Annotated in this window: 12 protein-coding genes; 8 read left to right on the forward strand and 4 right to left on the reverse strand. The window is 37.3% G+C overall.

Annotated features, from left to right (window positions below):
- Window positions 1–67: 67 nt before the first annotated feature.
- Window positions 68–1,396 (reverse strand): M48 family metalloprotease, encoded by a 1,329-nt coding sequence (locus ACE3RB_RS06470; RefSeq protein ID WP_374463481.1) that lies wholly within the window; start codon window positions 1,394–1,396, stop codon window positions 68–70.
- Between the two features lie 99 nt (window positions 1,397–1,495).
- Here ACE3RB_RS06470 and ACE3RB_RS06475 point away from each other — a divergent pair, with 99 nt between their 5' ends.
- On the forward strand, window positions 1,496–2,629 hold the full coding sequence (locus ACE3RB_RS06475; protein ID WP_374463482.1) for a serine hydrolase domain-containing protein: 1,134 nt from the start codon (window positions 1,496–1,498) through the stop codon (window positions 2,627–2,629).
- 5 nt (window positions 2,630–2,634) lie between these two features.
- Complete coding sequence (locus tag ACE3RB_RS06480) at window positions 2,635–3,246, forward strand: YdeI family protein (protein WP_374463483.1); 612 nt, start codon at window positions 2,635–2,637, stop codon at window positions 3,244–3,246.
- A 257-nt stretch (window positions 3,247–3,503) separates the two neighbouring features.
- On the opposite strand, the gene ACE3RB_RS06485 is transcribed toward ACE3RB_RS06480, so the two are convergent.
- The 3 genes from ACE3RB_RS06485 to ACE3RB_RS06495 all read right to left on the reverse strand — a co-directional run bounded on the left by ACE3RB_RS06485 (window position 3,504) and on the right by ACE3RB_RS06495 (window position 6,879).
- On the reverse strand, window positions 3,504–3,785 hold the full coding sequence (locus ACE3RB_RS06485) for a hypothetical protein (protein ID WP_374463484.1): 282 nt from the start codon (window positions 3,783–3,785) through the stop codon (window positions 3,504–3,506).
- Between the two features lie 56 nt (window positions 3,786–3,841).
- Complete coding sequence (locus ACE3RB_RS06490) at window positions 3,842–5,113, reverse strand: DUF4113 domain-containing protein (protein WP_374463485.1); 1,272 nt, start codon at window positions 5,111–5,113, stop codon at window positions 3,842–3,844.
- A gap of 182 nt (window positions 5,114–5,295) precedes the next feature.
- Window positions 5,296–6,879: a Na+/H+ antiporter gene (locus tag ACE3RB_RS06495; RefSeq protein WP_374463486.1), complete on the reverse strand. Its 1,584-nt coding sequence runs from the start codon at window positions 6,877–6,879 to the stop codon at window positions 5,296–5,298.
- Between the two features lie 193 nt (window positions 6,880–7,072).
- On the opposite strand from ACE3RB_RS06495, the gene ACE3RB_RS06500 reads away from it, so the two are divergent.
- The 6 genes from ACE3RB_RS06500 (at window position 7,073) to ACE3RB_RS06525 (ending at window position 16,171) form a co-directional block, all read left to right on the forward strand.
- On the forward strand, window positions 7,073–7,573 hold the full coding sequence (locus tag ACE3RB_RS06500; protein WP_374463487.1) for a M15 family metallopeptidase: 501 nt from the start codon (window positions 7,073–7,075) through the stop codon (window positions 7,571–7,573).
- Window positions 7,574–7,831: 258 nt separating this feature from the next.
- Entirely contained in the window at window positions 7,832–8,869 is a 1,038-nt protein-coding gene (locus ACE3RB_RS06505) for a patatin-like phospholipase family protein (RefSeq protein WP_374463488.1), read from the forward strand.
- 233 nt (window positions 8,870–9,102) lie between these two features.
- Window positions 9,103–9,273, forward strand: coding sequence for a hypothetical protein (locus ACE3RB_RS06510; RefSeq protein ID WP_164720339.1), 171 nt, complete (start codon window positions 9,103–9,105; stop codon window positions 9,271–9,273).
- Window positions 9,274–9,493: 220 nt separating this feature from the next.
- Window positions 9,494–11,665, forward strand: coding sequence for a hypothetical protein (locus ACE3RB_RS06515; protein WP_374463489.1), 2,172 nt, complete (start codon window positions 9,494–9,496; stop codon window positions 11,663–11,665).
- Window positions 11,666–11,763: 98 nt separating this feature from the next.
- Complete coding sequence (locus ACE3RB_RS06520) at window positions 11,764–15,810, forward strand: hypothetical protein (protein ID WP_374463490.1); 4,047 nt, start codon at window positions 11,764–11,766, stop codon at window positions 15,808–15,810.
- Between the two features lie 16 nt (window positions 15,811–15,826).
- A complete protein-coding gene (locus tag ACE3RB_RS06525) occupies window positions 15,827–16,171 on the forward strand; it encodes a hypothetical protein (protein ID WP_374463491.1) in 345 nt (114 codons plus the stop codon).
- Window positions 16,172–16,214: the final 43 nt, after the last annotated feature.

Below are 16,214 nucleotides of genomic sequence, written 5' to 3' on the forward strand. Positions count from 1 at the left end.
ATTTTTTTATTATTTCAAAAACGGGCTAAAGCCCGGTCCTATTGAGATTTCATCAGAGATAATTAAATCAGTTTACCTTTGCTAAAGTCTCATTCGTTTGATAAAAATCTGCTATATTTTTTATTTCATCAAGGCTTAAATTCCACATAAAGTTCAGGAACTGCTGGTAACTTTCGCTTTGATCTTTAGGTTCTATCCGATCCAGATACCGGTTCAGGTTATAATTTTTTCTCGCTTCGTATATTTTGGTAAAGCATTTTCCCAGCCAGCTTTTATAATATTTTTCTTCCTCTTCATCCTGCAAAAACTGCATGGCAGCATAAATCCCTAATCCATAGTCTTCCGAGTGGAAATAATTAGGTAAAATCTCCATCCTTGCTGTTTTCTGTAATGCGACAAACAGATCAGAAGGTTTTTCAGAAGCAGCGGGTGTTTTCAGTTCAGCAAATGTTTTTTTAAGCATTTCTATTCTTCTGGAAACTTCAGGGTGTGATGCCAGGGAATCTTTGTTCAGCTTTTCTTTGTAAAAGTTGTAGTTATACAGTGAGAAGTCTTCCTTTTTCATCCATTTTTCATTGAATGCCTGCTTGGGAAGATTAAAAAGCTTTTTGTAGGTTTCCACCTTCAGTTCTCTTGGAGAGATCGTATCAAAATCCTGTAATCTCTGAAGAGCGTTTACAAATTCTGTTTTCCTGAAATCACTGTTTTTAAAAATAACATACCCTAAAGAATCTGCCTGTATTTCGTTTTGTCTTCTTTCCACGCTTTTCTTGTAGACTCTGTTTTTAAAAATATCGAAAGCCTTTTGGTTCTGGCTCTGGCTTCTGCTTGTTGTCGTTGACTTTATATTATCAACCACGATTTTATCCTGCTTATCCTGCTCAATGATTTTTAAAAAGGTTTTAAGGGAATGCTCTTCTATTTTATGTCCCAGTTCATGGGAAATCACTGCAGCAATCTGTTCCTCATTATTCAACCAGCTGTACAATCCCATATTGATGACGAAAGTTCCGTCTGCAAGGCAATAAGCATTAGGAGTATTGTCCTTTGCAATCAGAATTTTCAGATCTTGTGGAATCTTAGGATTATTCTTTTTCAAACGTTGAATCATAGATTGTATGCTGGCTTCAAATTCAGATTTGAAAATGAAATCCTTATTCTTCACCTGCTTTTCGAAGTCAGTACCGAATTCTTTATAAATTTTGGATAATTCTGAGCCCGTTTTCCCGGAATATTGCATCTTCAGCCTCTTCACAGTTGCTTCATTATTCCCTTCAAAATTCTTCAAAAATGTTTTTCTCTGTATATAATCTGCAGTATCTATCGGCTTATACATCTGGGCTATTCCAATGATCGAAAATAGAAAGCAACCCAATACAAAAAGTTTTCTGGTCATAGTTTTCATCAATAAGAACAAAAATAACGTATTTGTGGGTTCATTTTAAATTTTATAGTCAAATTATTCTAAATTTGTTAAAGACCCATTCATGAAAAAATGAGAATACTGAAGTATATGATAGGCGGAGCTGTGGCAGGTGCTGCCGCTGCTTATTTTCTGGGATATGATTATTTATTTAATGGTATTTCCAAAACCTATTTGAAAGGAAAATCAAGTGCATACATTGATGACGGAAATCTTTTCCCGAGCAATCCTGTTGCTACTGAAGAACCCAGGCTCTGGGAGGAAGATCCCGAATACAATAAAAAAGAATTACCGAAACATTTAGTTGAAAACTTAAAACATTCCAGGACAGCAGCTTTTGTGGTAATCAGGAATGGGAAAATCCTTCACGAGCAGTATTGGGGCGGCTACAATCAGCTATCACAAACCAATTCTTTTTCGATGGCCAAAGCTGTGACGGTAATGCTATTGGGAAAGGCTCTGGAAGAAGGCATTATTCCGGATATTGATAAAAAGCTGTCGGATTTTTACCCGGAATTTAAAAATAAAGTATTTGGAAATCAGGTTACACTTAAAAATCTAGCACAAATGGAAGCCGGACTGGACTGGGATGAGAATTATAACAATCCTTTTCTCCCCAATGCCAAGGCTTACTATGCCAAAAACCTTATAAAAGCTGTATTCTCAAGGAAATTTAAAGAAGAACCGGGAACCAGATTTGAGTACCAGAGCGGTTCTACACAACTTCTTGGCTTTGCTGTCCGAAAAGCGCTGAACCAACCATTGGCAAGCTATTTATCAGAAAAATTCTGGATTCCTTTGGGAATGGAACAAAATGCCAAATGGAGCACAGATGATTACGGCATGGAAAAAGCCTATTGCTGTATTCATTCCAATTCAAGAGACTTTGCCAAACTTGGACAGCTGTTTCTGGATAACGGGAAGGCCGGTGATCATCAAATTCTTAACGCAGACTTCATTGAAAAGATGAGAACTCCTACAGAAAAGTCTGAAAACATTTATGGTATGGGGCTTTGGATTAATCATGACAATCCGGTCAAACATTATTATTTCCTCGGATTGCAGGGACAGTATATCATTATGGTTCCGGAGCATCATATGGTTATTGTAAAAACCGGAAGCTATGCCAACAATCCTAAAAATGACCGTGGAAGACCTGATCAGGTAAAGTTCCTTGTAAATGAAATTGTAGAACTATTCCAATAAACAATATGGAAAAGCACAGCATAAACGTTGATGAATACATTGAAAAATCTCCGGATTTTGCAAAACCTATCTTACATTATCTCCGTGAAATCATTCACGAAGCCTGTCCCGATGCGGAAGAAGCCATCAAATGGAAATTCCCTACGTTTATGTATAAAGGGAAGATTTTATGTTCCATTATCGCTTTCAAGCAATACTGCAGTATGGGATTCTGGCTGCATCAGGAAATGAAAACGTTACAGGAAATAGAAACAACTGCTGAAAAGAGTTCAATGTTCAGCTTAGGAAAAATAACCCGTCTTGAAGATCTTCCATCCCCATCTCAGCTGAAAAGAGCCATTAAAGAAGCCATGGAGCTTACAGATATGGGTGTAAAGATGAAAAAAGCACCTCCATCCAAAACAGAAATGGAGATTCCTGATTATTTTCAGTCAGCTCTAAATGCCCGCCCTAAAACGCTGGAAATTTTTAAAAAAGCTTCCCCGTCCTTCAGAAAGGAATATATTTCCTGGATAACGGAGGCCAAAACAGAAGCCACCAGAAATAAAAGAATGGAACAGGCTCTGGAATGGATAGCCGAAGGTAAAGGAAGAAACTGGAAATATGAAAGAAAGTAGATCTGATTATACATCGAGATTGTTTAAGCTTTCATTATTTTAACCATAAAAGGCACAAAATTTTAAACACTTCAATTTTTTTCAGAACCAAACCTTATGTGTAATAAGTACACCTAAGTTTTGTGAAAATCTTTTGATTTTCATCTTATGTGAGCTTTTCTGCGGTATTATTTTAAACTTACTTAAGTGAACTCAGGTGTTTAAAATGATACCTTTTGTGACTTTTGTGGTTTTGTAAAGTTTAAACAACTTTATCATTATTCTGAATCTTCAAATTCCTGAAGGTAAGCAACAAGCTCAGTATATGATATATTTTGCCCTTCCTTCAATATTTTCCCGGTTTCATATTCTTCAATAATGATATCATAATGCCCGGTTTGAGAAAAATCAAATGTTGAAATATAGATGACAACATTTCCTTTTTGCAGCCCTAAAGCTTCATTATCGGCATCCCAATAGTTAACAAGCTTATATCCGTAAAAGTCTTCCCGGGACAGATCATCCAATAAATAACTGATTTTAAATGTTTTATTCTCCATTCAAAAAAAAATAGTAAAAAGGAAAAATAAGCAGAATTTTTAAATTAAAATAATTCCTAATGAAATCTGAAATTGGCTTCAGGTAATGTATTCTTTTTCAGGAACGCTTCATATTCCGGGGACAGCTTTGCACGGCCGAAAGTATTTTCTCCGCTCATGCTTCCCAGACGGACTTTATCCTTCCCAAATTTTCGGTTCATGGCATCCATTGCTTTCATTACGGGAAGATGCTGGTTTTGTATATCTTCTTCAAAAAGGCTGATCTGTCTCTGATCTTCAGGTACAAAGTCATTCACCATTACTCCTGCCCTTTTATAATGAAATCCTTCTCTGTAAATAGCTTCAAAAAGCTCATTAACCACTCTTCCAATCAGAATGGATGAATTCGTAGGATTGGAAAGAATCCTTGTCATAGCATTTTTATACTCAGGCAGATCTTTTCTGAAACGGTTGGTCTGCACAAAAACCGTAATCATTTTACAGCAGGTATTCTGCTTCCTCAGCCTTTCTGAACAATACATTCCAAAGGTTTCCACCCGTTCCCGGACTTCTTCTTTTTTGGTAAGCATCTGCATAAAGCTTCGGGTAACTGCTATAGATTTTTTAGGGGAAGGAGCGTCCAGTTCCAGTTGACGGATTCCTCTCAGCTCGTTGATCATTCTTACTCCATGAATCCCCATCATCTTCCGAACCCACATTTCAGGTTTCTGAAGAAGATCCCAGGCTTTATACACTCCGCTGTCATTCATTTTGGCGGCAAGCCTTCTTCCGATTCCCCAGACATCTCCTATATTGAGCCATTTCAAAGCTTTTTCTATCTTTTCAGGAGTATCTAAAATATAAACTCCGTTAAAATTCTCAGGAAAATCTTTCACAATTCTGTTGGCTACTTTACATAAAGTCTTGGTAGGTGCAATTCCTATACTTACAGGGATATTTTCCTTTTCTCTGATCTCTTCTTTAATTTTAAAGCAGTATTCATAAATATTGATATACTTAAATCCTGTTAAATCAAGAAAAAGCTCATCAATACTGTAAACTTCATGATCAAGAACGTAGGATTTAGCAATATTGATGACCTGCTGGCTTTTATAATTATACAATTCAAATTTTGCAGAAAAGCTTTTTACATCATGCTTCTGGAAAAGCTCTTTGTACTTGAATGCAGGAGCTGCCATCGGAATTCCAAGATCTTTTGCTTCCTTACTTCTGGATACAACACATCCATCGTTGTTGGAAAGAACCACAACGGGCTTACCTTCAAGATCGGGATCCAAAGTCCTTTCACAGGAAACAAAAAAATTGTTACAGTCTACCAGAGCATACATGACAATTGTATCGTAAATATCTGTACAAAATTATAGTTTTTGAAGAATAAAATAATCTTTTAATCCATAATTAACATCATATTTAACAATCTGAAAAACAAATGAATAAAATTTTTAAATGCGACATATTTTGTCGCATAAGCGCTTTAATTTTGTTTTCAAAAACATTATCGTGATGCCCATCAAATCATTCTCAACCGCTCTTCCTCAAGGTCAATCTGATAAAGCTGGTGGCGGATAATTTCTTCATTCACGGAAATATCTTTATTGAGCTCTGAAAGAAACTGTCTCTGGCTTTCCAGCATTTCAAAGAAGATCTCTTTTGTTTTTTCATTCATCCACTCTGTTTCATTGGTCTGTATTTTTTCCTCCCAGTGCTTTAGCATTCTTTCTAATCCTGCATGGCTGTTCAGTTCACTTTCATGTTTATTTTTAAGAAAATGATAAATGTGCTGTTTCAGTTTGTGCTTTATTTCTTCCCTGGCCCGTTTGTCTTTCTCTTCATCTGTAAAGTCATCAAAGACATGTCCATATTTTATAAGGTATGGCAATGTGAGCCCCTGAACAAGTAATGTAAGCAGGATCACGACAAAAGTAATAAACAGGATAAGGTTTCTGTTGGGGAAAGGAAGTCCGTTTTCAAGAGTAATCGGAATCGCCAGCGCTGCGGCCAATGAAACAACACCTCTCATACCCGTCCATCCAAGCATAAGAGGCATCAGCAAACGTCTCCTTCTGGAAGAAACACGGGGTGCAACACCTGGCCGGAAAATCATAGTGCCCAGCATTGCAGCATAGGAACTTATAATTCTGGCAGCAATCAGAATACCGGTCACCAATATCCCATATTGAATGGCTGTTCTCAAAGGAATGCCTTCGGACCTCAGACCGCCAACAATTTCAGGAAGCTCAAGTCCGATCATTAAGAATACAATACCATTCAGAATGAAAACAAAACTTTCCCACACACTATAACCTCTTATACGGCTGGTACTATTTAAGAATATCATCCTTTTGCCTGACATATATAAACCTCCACAGACTACAGCCAGGACGCCGGAAGTATGAAACTGTTCTGCAATCCAATACATCAGATAAGGTTCAATAAGTGTCAATGCAATATCTGAAGAAGCATCTGTAGGAAGCCTCCTGTGTGCCTGTACAAAAAGCCATGCCAATACTAACCCGATTGCTGCGCCTCCTATTACCATCCATAAAAAATGTAACGAAGCTTCATGCCATACAAACTGACCGGTTCCTACAGCAATTAAGGCAAAACGAAATATAATCAGTGAAGAAGCATCATTCAGCAGGCTTTCTCCTTCCAGAATGGCAGATGTTGAAGATGGTATTTTTACAAACTTCATGATCGCCCCTGTGCTTACTGCATCAGGCGGAGATACAATTCCTCCCAGCAGAAATCCGAGCGCGATAGTAAACCCGGGTATAAAGTAATTAGCTGTCACTGCAACGGCAAGTGCGGTGAAAAAGACCACTAAAAAGGCAAAGCTTCCAATGATACGCCACCATCTTTTCATTTCTTTAAAAGAAATGGACCAGGCCGCCTCAAACAGCAGAGGGGGTAAAAAAATAAAGAAAATGAGATCCGGATTGATCTTTACCACCGGGAGGCCGGGCACAAAACTAACGAGAAGCCCAAATACGACAAGCAAAATAGGATAAGCAATTTTTAATTTTGCCGCCCACATATTCAGCAGTACGATGGCCGCTATCATAGCAAGTAGAAAAGGTAAGATGGTATGCATTTGATATTGTGTTTTTATCCGTCATATTTACTACTTCTATTTGGTTTTTAAAAATTTAAAGCAATTTTTTTTCCTGTTCTGCATGTTTATCCCTGAGGATGAATGTTCTGGAATTGTAAATGAATTTCTAATAAAACACGTCAAGTTTCGTCGCTTCCGTGCTATACTTTTGTCCTGTAACAAAATAAGAAATATGGACAAAGTAACCTTAGAACGAATTCAGAAACTTCACCCGTTGGTAAGAGATGAAGTGAAGCAAATTATACAGGAATGTGACGAAGCCCTGACCGGCAGAGCCAAGATACGGATCACCCAGGGCTTAAGGTCTTTTGAAGAGCAGGAAAAGCTTTATGCAATCGGAAGAATCACTTCAGGAAAAAAGGTAACCAACGCTAAAGCAGGGCAAAGCATCCACAATTATGGTCTTGCGGTAGACATCTGCCTGATGATTGACGGAAAAACAGCAAGCTGGGATACCGTAAAAGACTGGGATAATGATAAGGTTGCAGACTGGTACGAATGTGTCAAAATTTTTGCCCGTTATGGCTGGGACTGGGGCGGAAACTGGAAGACATTTAAAGACCTTCCCCATTTTGAAAAAAAGAATATCCCATCTAAAAAAGGTCCTGTAAAAACAAGCTGGAAAACGCTTTTAAAGATGCCAAGAGATAAGCATGGTTATGTTATTTTTTAACCCTTGTTGATTTAAGATTAAAAAAAACCTACAAACACATAACAACCTGGTTTATAATTCTATTCTTTAATAAAATTAATTAAAAATATTTATAATACGACAAGTTCTGACGCTTCCTCCATCTATATTTGCTTTATAAGAAAAACATCAAAAAGCATCCTTATAATAAGCTGGAACCAATAGACATTTTTTCGGAAATCTATTGGTTTTACTTGTCTAAAGTTGCTAAATGTTTCTTCTAAAAAATGAAAAAATAACATGAAAAAGACAACCATTCTTTCTTTGGACGGAGGTGGAATAAGAGGAATTATTACCTGTATTATTCTGCGTTACATAGAAGAACAGCTCCAGTATTATGATAAACCCACTGCAAAGCTCGGGGATTATTTTGATCTGGTGGCAGGCAGCAGTACCGGAGGTCTGATTGCTTCTATTATTCTATGTCCCGACGAAACCCGAAAAGCAAAATATTCTATCCAGAAAGGATTGGAATTATATGCGGAAAAGGGCGGCGATATCTTCCAGGTTTCCTTTTGGGAAAAACTGGTTAATCCATTCGGATTATTGAATGAAAAAATTCCACAGGAATCACTTGAAAGGAATTTAAATGACTTTTTTGGAAATTTAGAATTAAAAGAATTAATAAAACCATGTTTAATAACAAGTTATGATATAGAGAACAGAAGGGCAAAGCTTTTTAACTCATGGAAAGCCCATCTCAGCACAGATAATTTTTATGTGAAAGATGTCTGCAGGGCAACCTCAGCTGCTCCCACTTACTTCTGCCCTGTTCAGATTAAATCTATGTATGGGCAGATCTTCAGCCTGATAGACGGTGGTATGTTTGCTAATAATCCCGCGCTATGCGCTTATGCAGAAGCCAGAAAAATTCCTTTCGCAGAAGTGCTGAAGAACCATCAGAAAGCCAATCATCCGGGAGTAAATGATATGATTATTGTTTCCATCGGAACAGGAATAGAAGCAAGACCTTACTCTTTTAAAAAACTGCAGAAAGCGGGAAAAATAGGCTGGGTAAATCCTATTATTGATATTTTGATGTCTGCCAATGCAGAAACGGTAGATTATCAGCTGGGCCAGATGTTTCAGACATTGGGATTCAGAAATCAAAAAAACTATTATCGTTTGAATCCTTCACTGAAAAATGCTTCTCCGGCAATGGACAATGTAAGAAGATCCAATATTGAGAATCTGATACAAGCCGGATTAAGCTATATTGATGACAACAGGGATACCTTGAACCAGATTGTTCAGAAACTCATCAAAAATAAAATATAAGCTATTTACCTTATAATAACCTTATATAAGCTTTAAAGATTATATTTTAAAATTAGAAAATCTTTTTTAAACACGTCAAGTTTTGTCGTTTCGCCCCATTACCTTTGGAGTATCAAAAAAGACACAAAACAACCATCCATAAAAACTTTAAAAAGCCTTTGAATTCAACATTCCCTTATGCTGAACAGCCTGAAATATGTTCAAAATATAACCAACACCCAATTACACAAAACATGGAAACACCAGATCACAAAACAGATACCCTCTTCGATGAAGACCTCTATACCATAGAATGGAGCGATATCGAAAATGCTGAGATGGATTATGAAAACTATCTCAATGACATTGAAAACTTTTTCAGAGAAGATTTTGAAGAAGGCATACTTGAAGAAGATATTTTTTAAGTAAAAAATTTAAAACACGACAAGTTCTGACGCTGTCCGGTATTACCTTTATAATCTACGAACAGCAATCTCATTAAACATTTTCAACACCTTTGAATTCACCATTCACAAAATGCTGGACAGCCAGAACTATGTCTGAAAATATAGCAATAGTAAGCCTGTTATGCTAAAAGACAGGACATATAATCAATTTATTAACCAACAAATCACACAACATTTTATGAAAACAAAAGAAGAATTAAAAAAATATTTCGAAAACGGAGATATTCCGGTACTGGAAGAATTCTGGGAGTGGCAGGAGTCATACTGGCATAAAGATGAAAAAATTCCAACTGATAAACTAGACTATGATCTTACTCAAAAAGCAGATGTGACGGCATCCAATTTAACTCCGCAAAATGCACAGCTCTGGAAAGATAAAATTGAAACTCAGACATCTATTCAGGCTCCGCAATTGAACGGAAACGTCTTAACAGTATTTTATACAGGAGAGAATGGTGTACAGCAGAGTAAATCGGTAGATTTAAGCAGTTTAGCAACCCGTGATATCAGTATTGAGAATGCAGTATATGATGCCTCTCAAAATATTATTACAATTACCCAGAATGATGGTTCAGCCTTTCACATTAATCTTTCGGAATTCAGTATTATTCCAACCACCAATTCTGATGGAAGTGTAACGTTGTCCCAGGAAGGACAGGAAAAAATTACAGTGAAAAAGGTAGCTGTAACAGGCAGCTATAATGATCTAACTGATAAACCAGCCTTTAGCGGAAATGATAATTTACAAAATGTTATCGACAGAGGTAACGGAACAACTAAACCTATTATTTTCCAACCAAATGAAGGCAGGGCCGGTGAAATAAATTTCAACCCTACCACGTATTCATTATGGTTTGGAAATATGAATCCTGACCACACAGGAACATATGGAATTGGAATTGGGTATAATACTCTTCCAAACTTAACAACAGGTCTAAGTAATATTGCCATAGGAGGTTATTCAGGCGCCAATTTAACAGCCGGAGACTGGAATACACTTGTTGGCGTAAACAGCGGTTCACTTTTAACTACTGGAAACTATAACTTAATGCTTGGAACTGAGGCAGGCAAAAACTCCACAACTGCTATAGGATGTACTTATGTCGGAGACGAAGCAGGTGTTAAGAATATTGACGGCAAGTACAACACCACTCTGGGAATTGGCTCCGGATACTGGCTGACACATGGGGTTCAGAATACATTTGTCGGAGCTTTTGCCGGCCAGACGCATGGAAAAGTTACAACTTCAGGCGCATGGGGATCCAATACTTTTATTGGATACAATGCAGCATCTACTACTCATGCAATGGGTGTTTGGGGAGATAACAACGTTGTCATCGGCTGTAATGCACCATTAGGAGGTTCAACATTCAACAAACTGGTTATTGAATCAAATCCGGTAGCAAGGCGTCATGATTTTGTTACTCCTCTAATTGGTGGCGACTTTGCCACAAGAACACTTGATTTTGACGCTGTTGTTTCTGCAAGAAGAACCCCTCTCGCCGACAGTACTTATACAAAAGTAGCTGTTCTGAATGCCAATAATGTATTTGGATATAAAAACTTATCAGATTTTACTGATTTTGTTCCACTAGCCGGAACCTCTGGAACTCCTGTAACCGGTAATATTCAATTCACAAATGAAGATTCGACAGAAAGACTTCTTTATAGAATCAATGAACTTGACAGTGTAAAAAGTGCCCTCGGTTTATTTCCTGAATCTGTAATGATGTTTTCGGGTGACTTAAATGGGACGAATGCTGCAAGCGTTGATGTAAGTAAAGAAAATGGAGTTTTCGCGTTTGGTCATGGTTCGCATCTGATACTAAATGACGCAGGTGCTGCTTTAAGACAAACCAATGGAGGAACCGTAAAAGGAATTTTTGCAAGCTCAACTCCTGATGAACCAGTATTTATAGAAGATGAATCAACAAATCCAAGAGGATTAAGTTCTAAAACTTATTTCGGAGACAATGCTCAGGAAAATGATTACATCCAGAAACAATATGCCGACAAACAGCATTCCTACAGTACCCAGGAAGAGCTGACAGGTGGAAAATGGATCAACGGAAAGCCTGTTTACAAGAAAACCTTATATCTGGATCAGATTCCAAGAACAGGAGAAATTGATCTGAAGGCTGAATTCCCGGATCTCGAAACCATTATCTCCAACGAAATGTTTACAGAATGGTATGATCTTAAAACCGCATTTGCAGGTAACCAATGGCGAGCAAAAGCCTACATCACTATCGAAAGGGAAATGGCTATCATAGAACTATTGAACATCCCTGATTATGACTATTCCCGTATCAACTCGTTTACTCTAACTCTTGAGTATACAAAAAAATAAACAAAATGCCAACAAATAATACATCAAAAAAATCCGCATTTACTGTCGGAAAATCCTTAATAGGAGAAGGAATTATTAACTATAAACAAACAAACCCTATGAACACAAACAACCCATCACAAACACTTTTCAGATTCGTAAGCTTAAGAAGCCCGCAATTACCCGATGAAGATAAACAAAATAAAAAATTCATTACGATTCTGGATTCTTTAAAAAGCGACAATACATTTTATGTACCTGTAGCCTCAGGAACAAGGCCCAAGCAGGAATTGTTAAAAGAAAGAGCTGCTGTTTTTGCCCAAAATGCCAATTTTATTGCTGATATGGACGCATTGAAACAAACCTATGGTATTGTGTACGATTACGCACTTTGGCTTGCAAAAAATAAAAACACTTGTTCTTATAATCAATTTAATGGGAAAAAGAATCAGGTAAAACTATCCTCTTCTTATGTATTTCCCGATCTTATCAACTTATGGAACAACTTAATTTATCAGATTGCCACTCATAAAGACTTTTATGTTAAAGAAGGGTTGATGCAGGTTTTATTGGCAGCCCATACCCTTACCCCTGAAAATTCAGCTCCGGCCGAAGATGAATACAAAGATTTATTATCCGCAAGAGTTGTAATTCCCAGAGAACTGATGCTGGATACTCCGGATGCCAACCCTATTGGCATTACTTCAAAAATGGAGGAACAAGAATCGGGAGAAGTTACATCACCGTCCTCTTACATGGAAAAGCAGCAAAATATCCAGGAAGCTCAGGCTCTTCTTAAGAGATATGAAGTGTTAACCAAAGAGATGTCTCTTATTGAGAATAGCTATAAAAAAGAATATACACGAGAATATAAAGCCAGTGAAGAAAAACATAACGAATCCAACCAATCCATCCTTGACGAATATTATGCCCGTGTAGAAGAAGCAAGGAGAAAATATTGTGAGATCAGAAATCCTGAATTGCCTTATGATCCTGAAGATCCTTGTAACAGACCAGAAGAAATTCCTTATCCGAAGCTTCCGAAATTTGAATTCTCGTTCCGCCCTGAAGTAGACGCGAGAACTCTTGTAAGTGGATTGAAACCCGACAGTATTGATACAGTATTATCCCTTTTAGAATATGATTTTTCAGAGCCAGAGAAAGAAAGGATTGATGACTCATCACTAATTGACAGTTTGCTGGCAGGAAGAAATACGTTCAATGAATTAAAAGACATTATTTCCAATGCTACGGAGAATGCTAATAAAGTTATTCTGGATAATATCATGGATAATTCTGAAAGCTATACAAGTATTGGTGGAGTCATTCTTCCTGTCTCAAGAGTAGAAACGATTCCTTTTACCTATCAGTTATGCCCAAGGCATATTTTAAGAAATACGTGTCTGGACTTATCTATCGATGTTCCTGATGCTTCCTGGAATGTAGCAAGTATGAGCTATACTTTCTATACCAATGCAGAACCTATTTCCGGGACTTATTTTGAAAAAAGCCGTGTTGGTAATAAGATTTTCTTAAGTAAATTATTAGGAAGCGCAACAACAGACGGTGTATACATTTCTCAAACAGAGAACTTTACAATGGATGTTAAAATCACCTTTACCAATGGTAAGGTAACGACTTTCTTCCCAAGAATTATTTCGATGAAGTCCTGCTACACCTCATCTTTTGAGTTTGTAAATGAAATTAAAGATCCTGTTCAGGAACCTGATGATTCTTATATCCCTTCCGGATTTGGATTTAAGCAAATTGGTATTGCTGACTATCTTAAGGTAGAACAGACTACCCATGCTTATGTAGAAGGGGAAGTGGCTCACATCGAAAACGTAATGGCCCGTGAGTACCGTGAAAAGGCAACAAGAAGACTAAGAAGAAGCGAAAACACCAATACTACATCTTCAGATACTGAAAGAGAAAAACTTACGGACACTACTACTGCAACCAGATTTGAAATGCAGACTGAGATTGCCAAAATGATGCAGGAATCCAGAGATGCCAATGTACAGGCACATTTTGATGCCACCTGGGAAATGACAGGAGGAGGATCTATCAGTACAGGAATTGCCGGTGGGTATGCCACTCATTCTTCCAAAGAAGAAAGTACAAGACAGGCGCTTACCCAAGCTCAGGATATTACAGCAAGAGCATTAGACAGAGTAGTCACAAAAGTTCATGAGGAAAGAATTGAAAAGATCATTGAAGAGTTCGAAGAGAATAACAAACATGGCTTTGACAATACCAAAGGAGATAAGCATGTTGTAGGTGTTTTCCGTTGGGTAGACAAACTTATGAAAAACCAGATCTATAATTATGGTAAGCGTCTGATGTTCGAATTCATGATTCCTCAGCCTGCTAAATTACATACGCTGGGAATGACATTGGACAATTCAGCAACGAAGAGTGATCTTGTAAAACCTGAAGACCCAAGAAAAGCTAGCTATCTGCCATTAGAAAACTATTCATCTTTAGGTAACGAAGCGGCATTAAAATATTGGATAAGTAAATACAATGCCGAAATTGATGAGAGACCTGTAGAATCCTTTGCTATAAGTAAATCATTCAGTGGACGCGATGGAAACTTCGGAGGAAAAGATGATGACAAGGTTCAGATTGTAAACGGAAATGGAGAAGTTGAAGTTCCGGAAGGTTATTTATTAAAAACTGTTGATTATACTTTCCAAACCTATCCACATGGCTTTAAAGGTGCTCACCAGGCTTTTATGACCATTGGAGGACAAGGTACTTACTGGATCTCTTCACCTAACAGTACACAAGTAAGTGGAACAACAACAACCCTGAATATCAAAAATAAACTTGAATTTAGTTTTGCTACAGGAGAAAGCCCAATTATGCAGGGTACTCTGAAACTGAATTTAGAGCTTACTCCAGAAGCAAGAAATGCATGGCTTCAGAAAACATTCAAAGCCATTATTGACAGCTATGAAAAGGCTTTAGCAATTTACGAACAGAAAATAGCGGAAGAAAAAGCTACCGGTATCCAAATTAAAGGATCCAATCCAGGATTCTATCGTCAGATCGAGAATACGGTACTCCCTAAAAACTGTATCTCCTATATGATCAACAGATCAGCCAATTCTACCCATGGCTATGGTATGGCAGGGCTAACTACCGGAAGCACCTTTACAGATTATGAAACAGACCTGTCATCAACATTGGATAAATATACAGCCTTCCTTAAGTTTATGGAACAGGCCTTTGAATGGGAAAACCTTTCTTATTATCTGTATCCTTACTATTGGGCTAATAAAACAGAATGGACTAATCTTTACCAGGCTGAAGATGTAGATCCGTTATTCAGAGCATTTCTGCAAAGTGGTATGGCAAGAGTTGTTGCTACGGTACGTCCGGGATTTGAAGATGCTGTTCAGTTCTATATGGCAACAGGTAAAATCTGGAATGGAGGCGAAGTTCCTGTCATTGGAGATTCTCTTTATCTGTCTATTGTAGATGAAATGAAACAGCCTAAAGGCATAAAACAAGGAAAAGCCTGGATTACCAGACTTCCAACTCCATTAAATATTCTTCAGGCTGAAAGCATCGGCTTAAAAGTAGCGCATGCTTTACCATTTAGTGCTGAAGATCCTAACGAGTTTGAAGTGCCGGGAGATGTAATTACTGAAGATAAATTCAATTTTGAAAAGGAAAATGATCTTCTGGGAGGAGGTAAAGACGAAAAATGGATTGAGATCACTTTCAATACTATGGATACTTATCCTAATATTGCTACGATGGATCAAGAGGGTATTTTTCCCAGAATATATGAGTGTTTAGGAAATACTATTAAAATTGACAGGGATGCCACATGGAGTTCCGGACAACTTACTACTATTTTTTATAAGGCGTTAGCTCAGGAGTTATTATTAATTGATGGAATCAAAGCAACCCCAACAGCAAATAATGGATTAACACTTAAAATAGATGTTAATAAAATTAAGACGTTTGTATTCAGAAAACCTGATAACAATGATGAATATGGATTGTTTAAATTCATTACAGATGGGAGTACCTATCTTAAAATTTTATCTCCTACGATGTATGCATACGAAAGAATTTTAGATAAAAATAAAATGACACTTTCTACAAATGATCTTACAGACAGAGCTCCTCTTTCTAAATTCTTAGTTTAATCTATAATTTTCAACAATGAGCCGAGTAAAACTCGAGGCTATCTGGCAGCACGATAAAGTGCTGCCTTATATCCTCACAACCTTAAAGGACAAGATTGATGATATTACAGCTGTAGAAAAGATATTTCTTTTCGGAAGCAGAGGCAGGATACCATTTGATAAATGGGATACGCTGGAAGGAAAAGACTGGGATGTTTTGGTACAGGCTAAATGCAAACTTAAAAATGCCCACGTACTCCTTGATAAAGATTACTATCTGGATCTTCTCGTATTGGATGAAGAAACAATTCAGAAGCATTATTACAACAATAAGCTTACAATGATTTTTCCGGAAAATGATCTTCTTTCAAAAAACAATTAATAATAACAGGGTTATTATGCCCTGTCTTTAATCTTAAAATAAC

Origin of the sequence: Chryseobacterium sp. (assembly GCF_041914225.1) — a bacterium.
Taxonomy (GTDB): Bacteria; Bacteroidota; Bacteroidia; order Flavobacteriales; family Weeksellaceae; genus Chryseobacterium.

Bases quoted from the DNA above. Each gene is read 5' to 3' on its own strand.
- ACE3RB_RS06525 (WP_374463491.1), top strand. From the start codon at position 15,827: ATGAGCCGAGTAAAACTCGAGGCTATCTGGCAGCACGATAAAGTGCTG.
- ACE3RB_RS06520 (WP_374463490.1), top strand. From the start codon at position 11,764: ATGAACACAAACAACCCATCACAAACACTTTTCAGATTCGTAAGCTTA.
- ACE3RB_RS06495 (WP_374463486.1), bottom strand. From the start codon at position 6,879: ATGCATACCATCTTACCTTTTCTACTTGCTATGATAGCGGCCATCGTA.
- ACE3RB_RS06480 (WP_374463483.1), top strand. From the start codon at position 2,635: ATGGAAAAGCACAGCATAAACGTTGATGAATACATTGAAAAATCTCCG.
- ACE3RB_RS06515 (WP_374463489.1), top strand. From the start codon at position 9,494: ATGAAAACAAAAGAAGAATTAAAAAAATATTTCGAAAACGGAGATATT.
- ACE3RB_RS06475 (WP_374463482.1), top strand. From the start codon at position 1,496: ATGAGAATACTGAAGTATATGATAGGCGGAGCTGTGGCAGGTGCTGCC.
- ACE3RB_RS06485 (WP_374463484.1), bottom strand. From the start codon at position 3,785: ATGGAGAATAAAACATTTAAAATCAGTTATTTATTGGATGATCTGTCC.
- ACE3RB_RS06470 (WP_374463481.1), bottom strand. From the start codon at position 1,396: ATGACCAGAAAACTTTTTGTATTGGGTTGCTTTCTATTTTCGATCATT.
- ACE3RB_RS06510 (WP_164720339.1), top strand. From the start codon at position 9,103: ATGGAAACACCAGATCACAAAACAGATACCCTCTTCGATGAAGACCTC.
- ACE3RB_RS06505 (WP_374463488.1), top strand. From the start codon at position 7,832: ATGAAAAAGACAACCATTCTTTCTTTGGACGGAGGTGGAATAAGAGGA.
- ACE3RB_RS06490 (WP_374463485.1), bottom strand. From the start codon at position 5,113: ATGTATGCTCTGGTAGACTGTAACAATTTTTTTGTTTCCTGTGAAAGG.
- ACE3RB_RS06500 (WP_374463487.1), top strand. From the start codon at position 7,073: ATGGACAAAGTAACCTTAGAACGAATTCAGAAACTTCACCCGTTGGTA.